Raw genomic sequence first — 18,985 nt, 5'->3', positions numbered from 1 at the left:
ACAGAGGTTATTATTTCTTGGCTCCGTTCACGGGATTGTTTCGCACATAACTTCCGTCTTCAAATTGCACCTTGTAAGGCGAATCAAAAAAGCGGCTCGGCTGGTAGTAGTCGGTCGTGATAATCTGCGCTCCAGACGCCTGTGCCTTTTGGAAATGTTTGGTATCATTGGCGCGGGCTTCCTTGGTATCGGCATCGGCTCTTGTTCTGATCAGATAGCCTTGTTTTACCAATCCGGCAATCGTTGGGTCTTCTGGATTGTTTCTAAAAAGCGTGGCTGCCTCTGGAGTGCCAGGCGAGGCATTGATAAATACCATCCTTCCTTTTAAAGACGGATGCCCTTTTTTATACAGGTCTCTTTTCTCGCCGCTATTGTCTAATACGATTAAAAACTTCCCGCGAGCGTCTTTTAGCTTCGGCCAATTGCCGCGCAGCACCGCTTGTTCCAGCGTGGCATACTTGCCGCGAACGTCATCCGGCGTAATCAATTTTTCAGTACCAAGTTGGTTTTTCAATACGGCATCCATTTCGTCAAAAAGCGCTTCGGTAAAAGGTTCTGGAGCAGTTCCAAAGGTATTGGCAGTTCCGTCTTTGGGTTCCAGCGTGATGAAAATAGGTTCATGGTCTGGATGCGCGTCTGACCACTGTTTGAGCATTTGCAGGCACGCCTCAAAAGTAGCTACAGAACTTCTGAAGTCAATATCCGGAACGTGCAATACCTTAAATCCGGGTTGCTTCATGGCTCCCTTTGGATCATAGGCCTGTTCTGGCTTGGCGAGTTCCAATCCTTTGGGGTTTGCAAACTTCCCTCCTTTGCTGTCGGCATAAATATCAATTTCAAGATTGCGAAGTCCAAGGTCCAACTGTGCTGGAATTGAAATATGCTCGTATTGCAGTCCTCTCACGCCGTGCGTGGCATCTTTGCTGTCCAGATAAGCAAAAAGCGCGGGTTCGATTGCATTTTTATAACTGTTGTGCGATCCGATGACCTGAAGCGTGTTGATGGGCTGCGAATCATTTTGGGCATTGGCTTGGAAAAAAGCAGTACCCGACATAAAAACGGCGAGTGCCGCAAGTGGAGTTTTCATAAAAGTGTAGTTTTTAAAGGTATAAAGAACCAGAAAATGCTTCTAGCTTGGCACTCAAATATAAACTCTGGCAGGCAGTCGAATGTTAGTTTTTCGAAAACAAAATGCAATTAAAATATCATTTTTGGGTAAACAAAAAGTCAACAACACCTGATTTCATTGACTTCGCTTAATTTAAAAATAACTTTTAGGAAAACACTTTAGGGATGTCATTCCGTTACTTCGCATCACCAAAATAAAAGCAGCAGTCGCAGGAAATTGTGAGGCCTTGAATGTGACTGCTCTTTGAAATTCAAAAACAACACCATTAAACTAAGTATGTAATGACTAATTTTTCAAGACTAAAAAATGCCAGCTGTATCGCGGCAGCTTTGTTCTCGATGGAAACTGGTTTTGCGGCTACCAACGCAATGACACCTTTAGGTTCTCTTCGCACGGCCTTAAATGTAAAAACGGTCCTTCCTATTCCTATTAAAGGTCAGGTCGTGGACGAACAGGGATTACCGCTTCCGGGTGCGACCATCGTGGAAGTAGGAACACAAAACACAACGGTAACCGATATGGACGGAAGGTTTCAATTAAATGCAGCCGAGGGCAGCATGATCGAAATCTATTTCATGGGTTATAAAAAACAAATAGTACCGGCAAGCGCCTCTATGACGGTAAAAATGCAAAGCGACGCAGAATCGCTTGACGAAGTATTGGTTGTGGCGTATGGTAAACAGTCAAAAGCAGACGTTACCGGAGCCGTGACACAATTAAACGCCGAACAATTTAAGCAAGGGGTAAATATTTCTGTCGATAATTTATTGCAGGGAAAAGTAGCCGGCGTGCGCATTGTTCCCACAAGTGGCGAGCCTGGCGCGGGTGTAAACGTATCCATCCGTGGGGTTGGCTCCATCAGAAGCGGCAGTACGCCATTGTTTGTAGTGGACGGTGTGCCATTGTCAAATGATGATGTGAGTCCCGGTGGTTCAAACGTAGGGTTTGGTGCTTCGGCTCCAAAAAACCCGCTGAACTTTTTGAACACCAGCGATATCGAATCGATCACGGTTTTAAAAGATGCTTCGGCTTCGGCCATTTATGGCGCCAGAGGTTCCAACGGTGTGGTGATTGTGACTACTAAAAAAGGGAATAAAGGGCAGGCGTCTTTTAATTTTGATTCGTACTTGGGATTTTCAAAAGTAGCGAACAAATTAGATGTGCTTTCGGCTTCAAAATACAGAACAGCCATTTCAGATCCGTTGTTTGACCACGGTGGCAATACCGACTGGCAGGACGTGATTTACAGAGAAGCGGTAACCCGAAACAACTCGCTGTCTTTTGCAAAAGCTACCGAAACCGGAAACTACTATGTTTCGCTTTCGCAGATGGACCAAGACGGTATCATCAACAAGAGCAGCTTTAAAAGAACTTCGGGAAGAATAAATGCGGAAGAATCATTTTTAGACAACAAAAGATTAAAATTAAAAATGAACTTGACGGCCAGTGAAACAGAAGACAACGGCGTGCCGACGAGTGATGACGGAGGCTCAAACGGACAGTTGATCGTACACACGCTGATGGCCAATCCAACGCGCTCTGTGTTTGATGAAAATGGAGAATATACCAACTTTAACATGAATGCGCATTACAATCCGGCGTATTTGCTGAGCATTTATGAAGACCAGACGCGCACGTTACGCGTTTTAGGAAATCTGGAAGCTTCTTTCAGAATCATTGACGGTTTAGAGTACCGAATGAATGTGGGCGTGGACCGTTCGATCGCAGAAAGAAACACGACTATTTACCCAAACATCACCGACTTGAACCCAAATGGCCGTTATGTGCAGAACAATATTGAGTCAAAAAACTCGCTTATCGAACATTACTTGACTTATAATCTTGAGGCAAACAAACACAAGGTGGAAATCTTGGGAGGTTTCTCATACCAGAAATTTGAAAGGTCGGGAAACAGCTTCAGCATTGACCAAATTGCGGACCAAGGTACAGGCGTTTCTCCCGGAAACAACCCTGGCTTTGCAGGAGTTCAGTCAGGCGTTTCGGGATTTTCACAAGAAAATGAATTGCAGTCATATTTTGGTAGAGCCAATTATTCATACGATTCAAAATACCTTTTGACGGCTTCCTTGAGAGCAGACGGTTCCACTCGTTTTGGAGAAAATAACAAATACGGCTACTTCCCTTCGTTTGCGGTGGGTTGGAATATTGCGAAAGAAAATTTCTTGGCAGAAGCAACGGCCATCAACGAACTGAAATTAAGAGGAAGCTGGGGACAAACTGGAAACCAAGAGGTTCAGAACAAAATCACGCAGGCAGCGTATGCCCTTTCTGGCGCAGACGGCTATTACCTGTATGATGATTTGGAATTGGTTAACGGTATTTCTGTGGCTAGAACGCCAAATCCAGACTTAAAATGGGAAGTGGTGACGCAGTACAACATCGGTCTTGATTTCAGCTTTTGGAATGATAAATTGTATGGTTCTGTGGATTATTACAACAAAACGACAACCGATGCGATCTTAAATACGCCAGCACCTGTTTTAAGCCCAACGACTACGGTTTGGGGAAATATAGACGGAAAAATTGTAAACAAAGGAATCGAGTTTATGATTGGATCTAAAATCGTGGACACCGATGATTTTACGTGGTCAATGGATGTCAACGGAGCTACTTTGAACAACAAAATTGAAGACCTTCCGGTTTCAGAAATACTTTCGGGAACAATTTCTGGTCCGGGACAGTCTGGCGTGTTGGCTAATATTTATAAAAGCGGTTATGAGGCAGGTTCGTTCTACCTTTTGGAACATATCGGCTTTGACGAAGAAGGCGCTGACATTTATAGAGACACCAATGGCGATGGTATAATCAGTGGTGATGACAGACAAATTTTTGAGGGTGCGCTGCCCAACTTTACTTATGGTTTAAACAGTATGATGCGTTATAAAAACTTCGACTTCTCATTCTCAATTATCGGACAGAGCGGCGGTTACCTATTGAACAATACCGGACTAAACGCGCTAAACATCAACAACCTGGCATCTGACAGAAATGTAGCAGAGGGTTATTATAACTCAGGAGCAAATTCTTCAAACGCACCGCAGATTTCTACTTTATACATGGAGAAATCAGATTTCCTGCGCTTGAACACCGCACGTTTAGGATACACTTTTAAGACCGACAAATTAAAATGGATGCAATCGCTGAATTTATACGTTACCGGACAAAACTTGTTTACAATCACAGATTACACCGGTTATGATCCATTGATCAACAGCCCAAAATCAAGTGGCGGAAACCAGTCTGTGGGAATTGATTACGCTAGTTATCCAACTGCAAGAACTTTCATCTTAGGTGCAACCTTAAAATTATAAAACATGAAACTGAATAAGACATTTATCGTAAAAAATATACTTGCTGCATTCGTTGCCGTAGCATTTGTGGGATGTACCGACCTTGACGAAAAAGTTTTGGACGAAGTATTGGGAGAAGATTCTGGAAATGCCCAAGGCGCTTTGGCTGCGGCCTATGACCGATTGGGAGACAGAACTTTTGTGGACAACGGCGGTATGTTTGCCATGCAAGAATATGCCAGCGACATCGCTATTTTGCCAACAAGAGGAAGCGACTGGGGAGACGGAGGAAAGTGGCGCGCCATGCACGAATTTACTTGGACTCCAGACAATGCAGTGGTTACAGACAACTGGAATTTACTGACCAACGGAATCACGCGTTCGCTAACAGCCATCAAAAGTATCAACGCCAGCGATATCTCTGAAAAAGAACTTTTTTTAGCAGAAGCAAAAGGACTGCTGGCCTTTTACACATACACAACTTTAGACCTTTATGGACAGGCGCCATACCGTGATCCGCTTGTTGAAAATGCGCCATTAGAAATTTTGCAAGCCGGTGACGCAATCGACGACTTGATTTTGGAAATGGAAGAAATTATCCCAAATTTGGCAGATCTTGGCTCACAATCCACACACAACGGACGTTTTACAAAACAGGCTGCGTATGCACTTTTGGCACAAATGTACCTGAACCGTTCGGTATACAAAGACCGTTACAACGCATCATCTTCTTTTAACTTTAGTGAAGAAGCTTTGAGTGGCGGTGGCACCGATATGGACAGAGTAATTTATTATTCAAACCTGGTGATCAATTCAGGCATGTTTAGTTTGGAAAGCAATTATTTCGACAATTTTGCCATTCACAACGAAGCGGGTTCAGAGCTTATTTTTGTGGTAACTCAAAAAATCGACATGATTAGAAACGGAGACAACGACCTTGCTTATACTTCGATGGAAAGAAACCAAAGAGTTTCTGCTGCAAACAGAGGTACCAATGCTTCTTGCATTACTCCAGAATTTTATGCGAGTTGGAACGGGAATCACGACGATCCAAGGTTTCACAGATATGTGCAATATGCGGACGGAACTTGGTTCATGAACGACGGAACCACTGCAAGCGTTCCTGCTACAGATATTGTTCCCGGTACATCAAATCCTTGGTTTCACTTTAACTACGGGATTATGGCCGGACAGCAATATGGACCTAAATTAACGGCAGCGGGTGCTTTTGAAATGACACCAGACAACCGAATAAAAGTATCACAATTGTTTATGGAAAAAAGCAGTACTACCCCGATGATCTTTACGCCAGAATTAAACTTTGACAATGCTTCACAGGCAGTTTTGGCACAAAACCAGATCAATCGCGGTGCAAGATGTTTCAAGTTTGAATTTGATCCAGAAGAAGGAAACGGATCAAGCAACTCAGATATTCCTTTATTTCGTTTAGGAGGTGTTTATACGATGAGAGCGGAGGCCTATTTCAGAAAAGGCGATCTTGGAAATGCATTGGCTGATATCAACATGCTTCGCACAAGCAGAACACGCGAATCGTTGTACGGAAACGTTCCGGGACTGCCGATTGCTTCAATCGATGCGAACACATTGTACAGAGAATTAGGGTTTGAAATGTACTGGGAAATGTGGAGAAGACCGCAAATGGTTCGCTTTGGAAAAATAGACCAAGCGCTTCCAGATTCTGCAAAACCGGCAACAGAGCCATACCGAAGAATATTTCCAATTCCTCAAGAGACCATGGACGTCAGCAGAGGATTTATACAAAACCAAGGCTATTAATATTTTCTAGGAGTTTGTTGTTTGTAGCGAGGCAATTTCGAAAGGATTGCCTCGCTTTTTTATGTACAAAAGTTGTAATCAAGTTACTATTGCACCTTCTAAAATACTGCAACAGTTATAAAAACGTCCCGAACCTCTCGAAATGGCACGTATAGCCATTAGGATTTTTGACAAGATAATCTTGATGGTATTCCTCTGCTCTCCAGAATTTTGTGAATGGTTCAAACGTAGTTACCACCTTGCCCGGCCATCGTTTTGATTCATCCACAATTTCGATTACCTCTTTCGCCTGCTCTTCCTCTTCCACATTCTGTATAAACAGCGCAGAACGGTAACTGGAACCGCGGTCATTGCCTTGTCTGTCAACAGTTGTTGGATCGTGAACACGAAAGAAAAAATCCAATAATTCTTTATACGTAATTATTTGAGGATCATAAGTTATTTCAAGGCCTTCCGCGTGACCCGGATGATTTTCATAAGTGGGATTTTCGTTTTGACCGCCCAGGTAGCCTACTTCGGTAGCGATTATTCCCGGCAAAACTCTAAACAAATCTTCCATTCCCCAAAAACAGCCCCCGGCGATATATGCTTTTTTAAGATTTTCCATATTTTAATACCATTATTTCTTTAATTATAGGCGAAACTACCCGCCACTGTAAATTTACAAAAAGCCATTTTGGAATTACTTACGGCACGCAAGATTTAATATAATTTTAAGGACAACTCGAAAAAGCTAACCATGCTTATCGACCCCAGACCGAAGTTCACCTCAACAAAACAAAAAGTTTCGCGCCTCGTTGCAAAAAAACGCAGTAGTTTTTTAGGTTAAAAACCAACTAAATCTTGTTAACTTTTGACAACCGCTCTTCAAACACAATACAAAAAAAAGCCCCCTTGTTACTCAGGAGGCTTATTATTTTTAGTCAGACGCTTAACGCCATCCGAGTTCTGGAGCGACATATTTTAAAATCGATTCCAAAACGTGTACGTTGTAATCAACGCCCAATGTATTGGGTACAGTCAGCAAAATGGTATCTGCTTCTTGGATTGCTTCGTCTTGTGCCAGTTCAGCGATAAGCTTTTCTGGTTCGGCAGCATAGCTTTTTCCAAAGATAGCCCGTTTGTCGCGTTCAATATTGCCAAAGCTATCGCCGTCATTACCCTGAGCGCCAAAATAATAGCGGTCTCGGTCGTTGACCAAAGCAAAAATGGAACGGCTTACCGAAACGCGCGGTTCGTGGGCATGCCCGGCTTTCTTCCAAGCTTCTTTATACAAACGAATCTGCTCTGCCTGCTGCACGTGGAAAGGCTTTCCGTTTTCGTCATATTTCAGCGTGGAGCTTTGCAGGTGCATTCCGTTTTCAGCAGCCCAGATGGCAGTGGCATTAGACGCGGCACCCCACCAGATACGCTCCCGCAACCCTTTAGAATAAGGCTCCAAGCGCAATAATCCCGGTGGATTTGGAAACATAGGATACGGATTCGGTTCAGCAAACCCCACACCGTTAAGGCGTTCTAAAAATTCCAACGCCTTTTGGCGTCCCATATCGGCATCCGTTTCGCCTTCCTTTGGCGCATAGCCGAAAGAACGCCAGCCGTCGATTACCTGTTCTGGTGAACCTCTGCTGATTCCCAATTGCAGTCGGCCTTCTGAAATTAAGTCGGCCGCGCCAGCATCTTCCACCATATACAGCGGGTTTTCATAGCGCATGTCGATGACTCCCGTGCCAATCTCAATCTTGTTCGTCTTGGCTCCAATCGCGGCCAATAACGGAAAAGGCGAAGCCAGCTGTCGGGCAAAATGGTGCACGCGAAAGTAAGCACCATCAATGCCAATCTCCTCAGCAGCAACCGCCAAGTCAATAGACTGAAGCAGTGTATCGCTTGCCGTGCGGGCCTGATAAGCAGGATGTTCAGACCAATGTCCGAACGATAAAAATCCTATTTTCTTCATAGCTAGCGTGATTTGTAGTTATAATCCAAAGATACGCATCATTATTGAGCAAGACAAAGAAAGCGATCGCAACCTATAAACCAAGAAGCAACTTTAAAACGCTGCTAAAAAGTCAGCGCATCTTTGCGAAAAACTTAGTCCAATTTGCGTTAAAATTTTTTCACTTTCAAAAACTTAAAAATCGAGTGCAACGAAAACGGCACTATAGCAAATTTTTAAAACAAAAAAGGCAGTTGCAAATAACAACCGCCTTTAATTATCTTAAATACTGAGCTAAGGATAAATCTGCAACCCTGTGATTACGTCTCCAAAATTATACAGTATGCACTCCGCCAGCTGTCCGGAATATTCACACTGCACATAATGCGTGGGTTCTGAATATTCGTGAAACATAAAATGAAAACGAATCTTGAGGTCGTCAATTATTTCTGGTTTCAATAAAACTTTATAAAAATATTTGATGTCGCGCTGGGTGAGATAATCTACTCCTTTTTCAGAAACGATTTCCCAATGTTCCATGTGGCGGGACGAGTTTTCCTCAATTGCTTTAAAGATATTTTTGAGTAGCTGTTGGGGGTTCTTGCTGTAAATTTCAAATATCATGATAGTTCGTTTTAGCCCATGAAACAATTTTAATAAGCAGTTATTTGCCTAAAGTTGGTGATAACTATTGCAATTTCTCTTATACTATTTATTCAAAGTTTTACACTTTTCCAATATGCCAGATTTTTGAAGCTGCATTTCAATGATTCCTTTCGCTATTTAAGAATCGATTCATAGATTTCATTCAAAAGCACCTGCCTCATTTTTGAATTTCGCTGATTGAGCAAAATGATGATTCCCCAACCTTCTGCTCTGTTGTAGCATAAAATGGAGGACTGTCCCATGGAATCTCCTGATTTTGAATAAATGATATTTTTTTCGTCGGTTACAATGCTTAGGCCTAATCCCATTTCTCTTTTTTCGTCTTTGTAAAAGAGTTTCTCCGTAAGTAATGCGGCTTTTCCAACTGCCGTTTCTTTATCCAAAACTGCTTTTAAATAGGCAACCATATCAAATGTTGTAGATTTTACCAAACCTGCCGGAGCAGTTACATTCCAGTTAAAAAATTCTTGGATGCCTCCTTCCGGGTTGTGGGCAACTGTTCTGTTTTTTACGTTGAATTCTTTAGTCAGTGTGTTTTTCAATCTTAAAGGCTTGATGATTTTATTCGTAATAATTTGGTCGTAAGACTGACCGTATATTTTTTCTAAAATTTGTCCAAGCAAAGTATAACTGATCGTTGAATAACGGTATTTTCCATAATCTATCAATTCGTTGCAATTATTTATCATTGTTGCCAATGTTTGTTCAGTTACGCCACTGACAGGCTGTTGCGGATTGAGTTCGATTAGCTTTCCAAAATCAAAATCTGGCAGACCCGATTGGTGAGAAGCCAAGTCTGATATTTTAATTTTGTTCCTAATATTTTGATGCAAGACATATTGTTTTGGAAGATAATTGTCTATATAATCGCTTAGTTTTATTTTGTTTTCAACAACCGCTTGAGCAATTAGATTGGATGTTAGAATTTTAGTAATGGACGCAATTTCAAAAAGGGAATTTTCATTGATATCTGTTTTGCTTTCCTTGCCTAATTTTCCAAAAGAGATAAAGTGTTCTTTATTATTTTGGATAAAACCGACACTGATTCCAACGTCTGGATTTTTCTGGTAGCTGTCTTTTATAATGGAATCAATCCTTTTGGTAACGTCTTGTCCAAAGGTAAATGTGCTCACTGTCAAAAGCACCGCTAAAAATTGTAATGATTTTTTCATTGTATCGAAAATTGGTTAAAGAATTATTTCGATGCAAAGATGTGGCGGAACTTAAAGGCACGCGACCGAATGAAAGTATTCGAACGCATTTGTTTTAAAAAATAAGTTCGGATAATAGTAATAAAACGTACGAGTAATTACAAATAACTGTATTACAACACTTTGCGATACGCAGTTGGAGTATTTCCGGTATGTTTTTTAAAAGCTGTGTTGAAAGATGATTTTGAATTAAACCCTACTTCATATAAAATTTCAAGTACCGTCAGCTTGTTTTTTGCAGGATCTTTTAAAATTTGCATGGCACTTTCTATGCGATAGATATTTACAAAGTCATAAAAATGCTGTCCTAATGTGTGATTTATCAAAACAGATAAGTCGCGAACCGGAATTTGAATGGCATTCGACACTTCCAGAATGGTCAAGGAAGGATTTAAAAAAGGCTTTTCCGCAGTCATATAGTGTCTTAATTTTGACAGTTCTTTGGTATCTTCTTTAGTATTTTCGGCAAAATGTCCGCTATTTTTTTCTTCGGATATGATGTCAGCAACCAGTTTTAATTTAGAATCAACATTTTGAAACAAACCAGGATTATACAGCGCCTTAAATAAATACCAGCAAACGATAAACAGCTGCAACAGTAAGATTGCGATTTTTATATATTCAGAAATATTTGGATAGTCAGAAAATTTGAAGATGTTTTTAAACAGCGTAATCAGGTACAAAACAGTCAAGACCACTGCAATTTGAAACAGCCAATTATAAGATTGAATGCTCTTGCCCGCATAATTTTCAAGGTACAGTTTCTTTGCTTTTCGCAAGAGCATAAAAACGGTAATGCAATAGAGTATCACTTGAAAATGGAATAGAATATGTGTGAACTGAAGCTCTACCCGAGTCTGGCGATTCATTATAAAATCAATCTTTGAGGCCGCGTCCACCATATAAAAACGTGGCAGTACCATTAAGTTTACAACCAAAAATGGAAGCGCATGAAGTAAATGCTTGGGTTGCAACCTAAAATCAGAATAGCACACAGAAAGCACATAAAGATAAAAAACAGGAAGTTGTAAAAAAGCCAAAGAATTGCGCAACATAGCCATATTTGAAGGTCCATCTGACACCAAACTAAACAACGGATCGCTAACGTCAATTGCGGTCAAAGTCAAAAAGACAGCGAAAAGCAAATTGCTGACTTTATGTTTTGTTTTGATGGTAACCAGAAAAAAAGCAAGAAGCAACGAAATGAACAGCGAAATCGTTGTGACAATAATCAATAAATTATCAATATCCATTGGCATTTGCTTTAAGTAGTATTGAGTTTCTGGTCTGTGGTAAAATTTGTTTCTTGAAAGAAAAAATCAAAGAATGTAAATTTCGGTTAAAGATAAAATTTCTTACGAAATGTGGAGGATATTTGTTCTATAATTCTGAAACTTGATGTGGATTGGTGGCAAAAATTGTGATTTGGTAAATTGATCTAAATTTTCAATTCAGATAACGCCATCGCTTTTACCGATACTTAGGGAGAAGCAATGAAATTAAACAAAAAAGGCAGTTGCTTATCACAACTGCCTTTTCCTATAGATTTAAAATAGCTTAATGTCCGGAAACATTTTTGCTGTGTTCCACAAACTTCAATTTCTTGGCACAATACAATCCGAAGAAAAGGATGTACAAATAACAGAATACCGGAACGATAAACGATTTCTGTACGCCAAAGTCAGAATCGGCAAGCGCTCCTTGGATTAATGGTACCAAAGCACCTCCTAAAATTGCCATAACCAATAAAGAAGAACCTTGGCTGGTATATTTTCCTAATCCAGCGATACCTAAAGTGTAAATATTCGAGAACATGATCGAGTTGAAGATTCCAATTCCAAGAACGCTATACATCGCCATATATCCTGTGCTGAACATAGTGGAAAGCAATAAAATCACATTAATTGACGCAAAAATCGCCAATGTTCTTGCCGGTGCTGATTTCCCTACCATAAAAGCGGCAAAGTTCAGTACCAAAAATATTATAAAGAAACTCATTTGGCTAAAACTCAAATCTACGATGCTGTAAATCAGTAAAAATACCGCCGCAGCCGTCAAGATCATATAGACTGCTTTTTTAGAAGCGCTGATGCTGTGGTTCAAGGAAATGGCTCCCAAGAAACGGCCGATCATCGCGCCGCCCCAATACATCGCCAGATAATTCTTGCTCACCGCTTCGGATAATCCTGTCACGCTTGGCAGTTCTAAAAAGCTGATGATGAAACTTCCCACGGCAACTTCCCCACCGACATAGCAGAAAATTCCGAGAACGCCCAAACGCAATTGTGGGAATTTTAAGGCGCCTAATCCGCCTTGTTCGGTTTCTTCCGTTTGGAACGAAGGCAATTTTACGTTGTAAATCAAAACGGCTACCAAAAGCAAGATTCCTGCAAATACAAGATATGGAATTCGTGTAGCTTCTGCCGTAATGTTGTGGTCGCCTCCAGGTCCGAAAACTAGGTAACCTCCTAATATTGGAGCGATTGTAGTTCCAAACGCGTTAAACGCCTGTGTCATATTCAATCGTCCTGAAGCGCTGTCTTCTGTTCCCAATAACGAAACATAAGCATTCGCCGTAATCTGTAAAATAGTAAATCCAAGACCCAAAACGAACAAAGCTCCCAGGAACAATCCATAGACAGAAAAAGTCGCCGCTGGATAAAACAGGATGCATCCGATAGAAGATAAAACGATTCCTGCAAGAATTCCTTTTTTATAACCTACTTTGTTAATCGGGTCGCCTTTGTAATATGAAATAGCGAAATATGCCAAGGAACCAAGGAAGTAAGCTCCGAAGAAACAGAACTGAACCAGCATCGATTCGACAAAAGTCAGGTCAAATAATTTCTTTAAGTACGGAATCAAAATGTCGTTCATGCAGGTAATAAATCCCCACATAAAAAACAGTAACGTAATAGTAATCAACGGCACCGTGTAGTTTGGGCGCGCTTGATTGGTAGTATTCGTGTTATTCATAAACTGGTTATAATTTAAAAGCGCAAATTAAGAATTGAAATCCACTTTCTCTCTTAATTTACGCTTCAATTTTTGGATTATTTTAGGCTTATGGTTTTCGCTTAATAAATTTACTGTTTAAAATAAAAAATTTCTTTTCGTTTTCACGTATTATAAAATGTCCTTTATCAGCAACACACACAATGCCAACCTATTGAAAACAAATTTAATCATTTCAAAGCACAAAGCTTGTTTGCAATCGTCAAAAGAGACACCTCGTTCAACTCAGGGTTTGGCGCAAGCGAAAACAATTGTTGTCCTGGTCTGCCAATAAAAGCACCTCTCCAGCCAGCATAAAGAGCACCCGCAATATCCCAACCATGCGCAGCAATCAACATACATTCATTATTTTTAACATTCATTTTTCGAGCTGCCCAATTGTAAGCATCAGCGTGAGGTTTAAACTTTCCTATATCTTCTATGCTCAATTGTTCCTCAAAATAGCTGTCAATCGCCGCGTTTTTCAGTTGCGTCTTCACAGCATAATTAGACGAATTTGTAAAAGAAACAAGTCGGTATCCGTTATTTTTTAATTTTTTTAAACTTTCAATGACGTCAGTATGTGGCTTTAAACTCAAGATTGGCTTGACTGATTCCTGTGCTTTTTCCTTGCTGATTTCAATATTGTTGTTTTTAGCTACCATCTGAAGCGTGGCCACTCCAATGGCTCCAAAATCCTCATATTGGCTGGCAACAGTGACCACTAAAGAATATTGCAACATCGTGGTAAACCACAAAGTGGCTAATTCTGCGCGATTGTGCAACACCGTGCTAATGCTCTTTTTCAATGGCTCTAAATCTAAGATTGTCTCATTGATATCAAAAAACAAAATTTTAGGTCTTGATTCATTTAAAACAATTTCATTTTCTCTGCTGCGAATAGAGAATACTTCTGATGGAAGGATCACGCCCAAACTACCCGCAGCTACGGTATTTTTTAAAAAATTTCTTCTGTTATTTTTCATATAATTTCCTCTAGAATAAATATATAGTTTTTTGAGGTAAAATTAAACAATATTTTTATTGCTTCATAATGAATCATTGTTTAGATATTTCCCAAGTGTGCCATTTTTATCTTTTTTTATTTTCCCACCAGATTTGAGTCTAGATACAATCAAAAATGAAATTTCAACTGATTTGAAACGATAAATTTCGTAGTCGAGTTGGCATATAATACCCAATTTCAGTACATTTGTCTCGAATGAAAATGCTTATGGAAGATAATCTTGAAAATTTATTAGAGAAAAAATCTAAAGAAGCCTGGGAAATTTATCTACCCGGTTTTTCAATTGATTGTGCCGTTTTTGGATTTCACGATGGAATGCTTAAAATTTTGATGGTAAAAATAAAAGGTCAAGACTTTTGGGGCTTACCCGGTGGCTATATTAAAAAGCAAGAAAGCTTAAAAGAAGCCGCTTCAAGAATTTTAAAAGACAGAACTGGCGCCAAAGATATTTATTTACAGCAGTTTAGAGTTTTTGGAGAACTGAACCGATCTGAAGGTTTTTTTAATGGATATGACGACACGCTTTGGCACAAACAGCGTTTTATTTCGATGGGATTTTATGCCTTGGTCGATTATTCGCAAGTGCAATTGATGGTTGACGATCTATCAAATGCGTGCGAATGGATCAGCATCGACGAACTTCCCGAGTTCATGATGGACCACAGAAATATTTTCAACCACGCGTTGGTGACTTTAAGGAAGCAATTGAACTATAAGCCAATTGGTTACAGTTTGCTTCCAGAAGAATTTACCATGCCTGAATTGCAACGACTTTATGAAATTATCTTAGGGAAAAAATTGAATCGAGGTAATTTTTATCGAAAAATGACCGGTTATGATATTTTGGATAAATTAGAAGAATCACGAAAAGGTGGCGCGCACAAAGCTCCAAATTTGTATAAATTCAATTTGGAAAAATACAACTTAGCACTAAAAAACGGATTCAAAGAAGGTTGGTAAAATCCAATACAAACTATTAAAATTACCAAAAACAATGGCAAAAGTAAAATACAAACAGCCCACATTATTCAAATTGCCAGAGTTGCAAGAATATTTCGTATTAATTTCTCCGACCGAAGAAGTGAAAAGCGAAACCAAAAAACTTAAAAATAAATTATACAAAATCATCGGAAGAAAAACTGAAAATGAGTATTCTGTAGCGCATATTTCGTTGTTCAAAACAAAATATGAAATGGATAATCACTTGCTTGAAAAACTCAAAAAATCGTTGGCCGACATAAAACCTTTTACTATTTCTGTCAGTGAAGCCGATGCTTTTTCACACGGAACAACTAAAAAAACACTGTACTTAAAAATCGACAATCCAAAACCGATTCAAGCGATGTTTGAAACTATCGGAGAAGAATTTAAATTCAAGAAAGAAATTTTGCCACATTTGACAATTGAACAAAATCTTCCGGTTGCTGATTTCGATAAAATTGGTACAGATTTAAATGCTTTCAACTATAAAAACGAGTGGATTTGCGACCGAATTACCGTTTTAAAAATGAATCCGAAAAAAGGGAATTATAAAGTTATTGAAGAAATTTTACTGCAATAATTACAGCTTCTTAAACTCACTCGGATTAATATTTTTACGTTTTTTAAAGTAATTTGAAAGATGACTTTCATCAGTAAATCCAAATTCATAAGCAATCTGTTTGATCGGCATTTGATTATTTGAGATTCGTTTTTCAATTAATTTTAGGCGCAAATTGTTGATATAATCGCGATAAGTTATTGAAAAACTTCTTTTAAAATAAGCACTGAAATACGTTTGAGCAATATTAAAATGTTCAGAAATCGCTTTAATTTGAACCAACTTCGGATTGTAAATATTTTGGTGAATATAAGACGTAATCTGTTCGTTATCAATATAATTTCCGTTCATCTGAAGATTTTGAGAACGCATCGTTTCCTTTATTAATCCAAAAATTGAAAGTATCTGATAAAAAACAATCGCCGAATTCGAAACATCGATTTTGCAATTGTAAGCCGTGATATTTTCTATCGTATTTTTTAAAATCGTTCGGCACGGATCATCTAATTTCAAGACAGTTTCTTTTAATAATTTATCGCGCATAAAATTTTCTGGCGTATTCAGTAAAAATTCGTCACAAGACAGTTTTTTATTCGAATTGAAATAATTATCAGTGAATTTTATAAAGACAAATCGAGTGCTTTTTTTGATGTCAAAATAATGTTCGTCATCTGGAGAAATTACGAATAAATCGCCTGCTTTGTAAGAAAGCAAATTGTTGTTCAAATGATGAATGCCACAACCTTTTTTGATGTAAATTATTTCATAATACGTATGACTGTGCACAGGAAGATGAAATTTTTCTTCCTCAAATTCATCTATCAATAAAGTTTCGAACTGATTTAATTTAGGCATAACTTATAATTGCAAGTTTATATCGCAAAAGTACAACTTATTTTATTTTCCTTCAACGTAAATTTGCAGAATGGAATCCCAATCACTTTCAAAGTCGCAAATCACAATTATGGCCATCGCCGCCGGAGTTTGCGTAGCCAATATTTATTACAACCAGCCCGTTTTAAAAGACATCGCAAGATCGTTAGGCACCACAGAAGCCAACGTCGGCTTGATTTCTGTCTTGGCGCAAGCCGGTTATGGTTTCGGATTATTCTTCATCACGCCGCTTGGAGATAAAATCAATAGGAAAAAATTAATTTTAGGTTTGCAAGGTCTTTTGATTATTGCATTATTAGGAATGGTTTTTCTTCAAAGTCGTTTCGGAATCTTCGCAATGAGCTTAATTATAGGAATTTGCAGTGTCGCCGCGCAAGTCATTTTGCCAATGGCGGCAAGTCTTGAAAAAGTCAACAAAGCAAAAACCATCAGCTTTATTTTCTCGGGAATTTTAATCGGGATTTTGGCCGCGCGTGTTTTCGCAGGAACAATCGCCGAATGGTTTGGCTGGCATTATGTCTATGCAATTTCTGCCGTGATGGTTTTGGGAACCGCCGTGATGGTTCATCTTTCGCTTCCAAACGTGAAACAAGAATTTACAGGAAATTATATTTCGCTTTTAAAATCAGCGTTGCAACAAATTCAGCGTTTTGCGATTTTGAGACGAAGCACACTTTTGGGCGCTTTAATTTTCGGAGCTTTTTGTTCTTTTTGGACCACTTTGACGTTTCATTTAAGTGGCGCTCCGTTTAATTATGGAACTGATACGATTGGATTATTTGGAATTTTGGCCATTGCCGGAGCCTTGCTGGCACCTTATTTCGGAAGATTAGTTGACGGAGGAAATGCTACCAAATCACAATTGTTTTCTGTCGGAATGTTGCTTGTCAGCGTGATTTTGCTGCACATTTTTCCGCATTCTGTTTGGGCGATAATTATTGCGGTTTTGCTTTTAGACGTAGGAGTTCAAGCAACGCAACTGATTAATATAGCCACAATTTACACTTTGGACGAAAAAGCGAACAGCCGAATTAACACCATTTACATGACTTCTTATTTTATCGGTGGCGCGGTTGGGACGTTTGTCGGCGTGCTATGCTGGAAATATGGCGGTTGGGATTTGGTGACTTGGCAGTTGATTCTGTGGAGCGCAATTGCATTTGCCGTGGCATTTTACTCTTACAAAAACAAGTCATAGCATAATTCATCAGAAAAACACATTGTCCTTTTTAAATTATTATTATTTTCTTTTTATAAAACACAATGAAAAAAAGTCTTATCGCGCTCTCATTGGGCGGTTTAACTATTGGAATTACAGAATTCGTGATGATGGGTTTGTTGCCTGACATCGCGCAAGATATGAAAGTTTCGATTCCGGTTGCGGGATATTTGATTTCTGCTTATGCTTTGGGAGTCGTTATCGGAGCGCCTTTATTGGTAATTCTCGGCAGAAATTATCCGCCAAAAAAGATGCTTTTACTTTTGGCTTTAATGCTGACAATTTTCAACGCGTTGTCAATTATCGCCCCGAGTTATGAAATATTATTTGCTTCAAGATTGCTTTCTGGATTGCCACACGGCGCGTTTTTTGGCGTTGGAGCTGTCGTCGCAAGCCGTTTGGCTGACAAAGGAAAAGAAGCGCAGGCGATTTCTATAATGTTTTCTGGTTTGACGATTGCAAATTTAGCCGGAGTTCCGATTGGGACTTATGTGGGCCATCATTATGATTGGCGTTATACTTTTATAATTATTGCTGCTGTCGGTTTGCTGACCGTTATTTCGATTTATTTTTGGATGCCCGTTTTGGAAGCAAAAGCAAAAGAGACCATCAAAAGCCAGTTGCAATTTTTTAAGAAGAGAGAAGCTTGGTTGATCATTGCCATCACTTCTTTCGGCTTCGGCGGATTGTTTTGTTGGATCAGTTACATCGCGCCTTTATTGACAGATATTTCTAAATTTTCAGCGGAAGATGTTCCATACATATTGATTTTAGCCGGACTTGGAATGGTGGTCGGAAACTTTATCGGCGGTAAATTGGCGGATAAATTTTCTGCCGCAAAAACCGTCATTTATATCTTATTAGTTATGGCTTTAGATTTGGTTTGCGTGTATTTATTTTCTTCGATCCAAATCGTTTCATTAGCGTTGGTTTTCTTTACCGGAGCCGTTGCTTTTGCAGCCGTTGCGCCAATTCAAATGTTGATGATTCAAACGGCAGTTGGTGCTGAAATGATTGCTTCGGCGGCAATTCAAGCGGCTTTTAATATCGGAAACGCTTTGGGTGCTTTTCTTGGCGGATTGCCTTTAGTTGCTGGTTTTAGCTTTGCTTCGCCAAATTTAGTGGGTGTTGGAATGGCTTTATTGGGAGTTGTTTTGGTATTTATTTTTATCCAAAACAGAAAAAACACGCTTAAACTTCAAACTGCATAATTTATTTTAAAATCTATAAAAAACAAAAAGGACAGCGATGCTGTCCTTTTTGT

General features: G+C 39.4%; 15 protein-coding genes. 6 read left to right on the top strand and 9 right to left on the bottom strand.

Annotation, left to right across the window (positions count from 1 at the left end):
- Positions 1 to 10: 10 nt before the first annotated feature.
- Positions 11 to 1,087, bottom strand: coding sequence for a phosphatidylinositol-specific phospholipase C1-like protein (locus ACFPVY_RS06595; RefSeq protein WP_379791179.1), 1,077 nt, complete (start codon positions 1,085 to 1,087; stop codon positions 11 to 13).
- 410 nt (positions 1,088 to 1,497) lie between these two features.
- Between ACFPVY_RS06595 and ACFPVY_RS06590 the strand changes: the two genes are divergently transcribed.
- Both ACFPVY_RS06590 and ACFPVY_RS06585 read left to right on the top strand, forming a co-directional pair.
- Positions 1,498 to 4,461, top strand: coding sequence for a SusC/RagA family TonB-linked outer membrane protein (locus tag ACFPVY_RS06590; RefSeq protein WP_379791317.1), 2,964 nt, complete (start codon positions 1,498 to 1,500; stop codon positions 4,459 to 4,461).
- A 3-nt stretch (positions 4,462 to 4,464) separates the two neighbouring features.
- Positions 4,465 to 6,237: a RagB/SusD family nutrient uptake outer membrane protein gene (locus ACFPVY_RS06585; RefSeq protein ID WP_379791178.1), complete on the top strand. Its 1,773-nt coding sequence runs from the start codon at positions 4,465 to 4,467 to the stop codon at positions 6,235 to 6,237.
- Between the two features lie 115 nt (positions 6,238 to 6,352).
- Here the strand turns inward: ACFPVY_RS06585 and msrA are convergent, their stop codons facing one another.
- The 7 genes from msrA to ACFPVY_RS06550 all read right to left on the bottom strand — a co-directional run bounded on the left by msrA (position 6,353) and on the right by ACFPVY_RS06550 (position 14,027).
- Positions 6,353 to 6,844 (bottom strand): peptide-methionine (S)-S-oxide reductase MsrA, encoded by a 492-nt coding sequence (gene msrA, locus ACFPVY_RS06580; protein WP_379791177.1) that lies wholly within the window; start codon positions 6,842 to 6,844, stop codon positions 6,353 to 6,355.
- 324 nt (positions 6,845 to 7,168) lie between these two features.
- Positions 7,169 to 8,191, bottom strand: a complete 1,023-nt coding sequence (locus tag ACFPVY_RS06575) for an LLM class flavin-dependent oxidoreductase (protein ID WP_379791176.1) — start codon at positions 8,189 to 8,191, stop codon at positions 7,169 to 7,171.
- Between the two features lie 273 nt (positions 8,192 to 8,464).
- Positions 8,465 to 8,794: a hypothetical protein gene (locus tag ACFPVY_RS06570; protein WP_379791175.1), complete on the bottom strand. Its 330-nt coding sequence runs from the start codon at positions 8,792 to 8,794 to the stop codon at positions 8,465 to 8,467.
- Positions 8,795 to 8,949: 155 nt separating this feature from the next.
- Positions 8,950 to 10,008, bottom strand: coding sequence for a serine hydrolase domain-containing protein (locus ACFPVY_RS06565; protein ID WP_379791174.1), 1,059 nt, complete (start codon positions 10,006 to 10,008; stop codon positions 8,950 to 8,952).
- Between the two features lie 152 nt (positions 10,009 to 10,160).
- Positions 10,161 to 11,300 carry a helix-turn-helix domain-containing protein gene (locus tag ACFPVY_RS06560; RefSeq protein WP_379791173.1) on the bottom strand — a complete coding sequence of 380 codons (1,140 nt, stop codon included), beginning with the start codon at positions 11,298 to 11,300 and terminating at the stop codon, positions 10,161 to 10,163.
- A gap of 304 nt (positions 11,301 to 11,604) precedes the next feature.
- A complete protein-coding gene (locus ACFPVY_RS06555; protein WP_379791172.1) occupies positions 11,605 to 13,023 on the bottom strand; it encodes a sugar MFS transporter in 1,419 nt (472 codons plus the stop codon).
- A gap of 209 nt (positions 13,024 to 13,232) precedes the next feature.
- Positions 13,233 to 14,027 carry a haloacid dehalogenase type II gene (locus ACFPVY_RS06550; RefSeq protein ID WP_379791171.1) on the bottom strand — a complete coding sequence of 265 codons (795 nt, stop codon included), beginning with the start codon at positions 14,025 to 14,027 and terminating at the stop codon, positions 13,233 to 13,235.
- A gap of 248 nt (positions 14,028 to 14,275) precedes the next feature.
- Between ACFPVY_RS06550 and ACFPVY_RS06545 the strand changes: the two genes are divergently transcribed.
- Positions 14,276 to 15,028, top strand: coding sequence for an NUDIX domain-containing protein (locus ACFPVY_RS06545; protein ID WP_379791170.1), 753 nt, complete (start codon positions 14,276 to 14,278; stop codon positions 15,026 to 15,028).
- 34 nt (positions 15,029 to 15,062) lie between these two features.
- A complete protein-coding gene (locus ACFPVY_RS06540; protein WP_379791169.1) occupies positions 15,063 to 15,629 on the top strand; it encodes a 2'-5' RNA ligase family protein in 567 nt (188 codons plus the stop codon).
- On the opposite strand, the gene ACFPVY_RS06535 is transcribed toward ACFPVY_RS06540, so the two are convergent.
- Entirely contained in the window at positions 15,630 to 16,463 is an 834-nt protein-coding gene (locus ACFPVY_RS06535; RefSeq protein ID WP_379791168.1) for an AraC family transcriptional regulator, read from the bottom strand.
- A gap of 70 nt (positions 16,464 to 16,533) precedes the next feature.
- On the opposite strand from ACFPVY_RS06535, the gene ACFPVY_RS06530 reads away from it, so the two are divergent.
- Both ACFPVY_RS06530 and ACFPVY_RS06525 read left to right on the top strand, forming a co-directional pair.
- A complete protein-coding gene (locus ACFPVY_RS06530) occupies positions 16,534 to 17,700 on the top strand; it encodes an MFS transporter (protein WP_379791167.1) in 1,167 nt (388 codons plus the stop codon).
- Between the two features lie 65 nt (positions 17,701 to 17,765).
- On the top strand, positions 17,766 to 18,932 hold the full coding sequence (locus tag ACFPVY_RS06525; RefSeq protein ID WP_379791166.1) for an MFS transporter: 1,167 nt from the start codon (positions 17,766 to 17,768) through the stop codon (positions 18,930 to 18,932).
- Positions 18,933 to 18,985: the final 53 nt, after the last annotated feature.

It is taken from the genome of Flavobacterium qiangtangense, assembly GCF_042658345.1.
GTDB lineage: Bacteria > Bacteroidota > Bacteroidia > Flavobacteriales > Flavobacteriaceae > Flavobacterium > Flavobacterium qiangtangense.
This window is presented reverse-complemented; position numbering and strand designations above follow the sequence as displayed.

What these genes read in the sequence shown, in the direction of transcription:
- ACFPVY_RS06595 (WP_379791179.1), bottom strand. Translation starts at nt 1,087, where the DNA reads ATGAAAACTCCACTTGCGGCACTCGCCGTTTTTATGTCGGGTACTGCT.
- ACFPVY_RS06590 (WP_379791317.1), top strand. Translation starts at nt 1,498, where the DNA reads ATGACACCTTTAGGTTCTCTTCGCACGGCCTTAAATGTAAAAACGGTC.
- ACFPVY_RS06585 (WP_379791178.1), top strand. Translation starts at nt 4,465, where the DNA reads ATGAAACTGAATAAGACATTTATCGTAAAAAATATACTTGCTGCATTC.
- msrA (WP_379791177.1), bottom strand. Translation starts at nt 6,844, where the DNA reads ATGGAAAATCTTAAAAAAGCATATATCGCCGGGGGCTGTTTTTGGGGA.
- ACFPVY_RS06575 (WP_379791176.1), bottom strand. Translation starts at nt 8,191, where the DNA reads ATGAAGAAAATAGGATTTTTATCGTTCGGACATTGGTCTGAACATCCT.
- ACFPVY_RS06570 (WP_379791175.1), bottom strand. Translation starts at nt 8,794, where the DNA reads ATGATATTTGAAATTTACAGCAAGAACCCCCAACAGCTACTCAAAAAT.
- ACFPVY_RS06565 (WP_379791174.1), bottom strand. Translation starts at nt 10,008, where the DNA reads ATGAAAAAATCATTACAATTTTTAGCGGTGCTTTTGACAGTGAGCACA.
- ACFPVY_RS06560 (WP_379791173.1), bottom strand. Translation starts at nt 11,300, where the DNA reads ATGGATATTGATAATTTATTGATTATTGTCACAACGATTTCGCTGTTC.
- ACFPVY_RS06555 (WP_379791172.1), bottom strand. Translation starts at nt 13,023, where the DNA reads ATGAATAACACGAATACTACCAATCAAGCGCGCCCAAACTACACGGTG.
- ACFPVY_RS06550 (WP_379791171.1), bottom strand. Translation starts at nt 14,027, where the DNA reads ATGAAAAATAACAGAAGAAATTTTTTAAAAAATACCGTAGCTGCGGGT.
- ACFPVY_RS06545 (WP_379791170.1), top strand. Translation starts at nt 14,276, where the DNA reads ATGGAAGATAATCTTGAAAATTTATTAGAGAAAAAATCTAAAGAAGCC.
- ACFPVY_RS06540 (WP_379791169.1), top strand. Translation starts at nt 15,063, where the DNA reads ATGGCAAAAGTAAAATACAAACAGCCCACATTATTCAAATTGCCAGAG.
- ACFPVY_RS06535 (WP_379791168.1), bottom strand. Translation starts at nt 16,463, where the DNA reads ATGCCTAAATTAAATCAGTTCGAAACTTTATTGATAGATGAATTTGAG.
- ACFPVY_RS06530 (WP_379791167.1), top strand. Translation starts at nt 16,534, where the DNA reads ATGGAATCCCAATCACTTTCAAAGTCGCAAATCACAATTATGGCCATC.
- ACFPVY_RS06525 (WP_379791166.1), top strand. Translation starts at nt 17,766, where the DNA reads ATGAAAAAAAGTCTTATCGCGCTCTCATTGGGCGGTTTAACTATTGGA.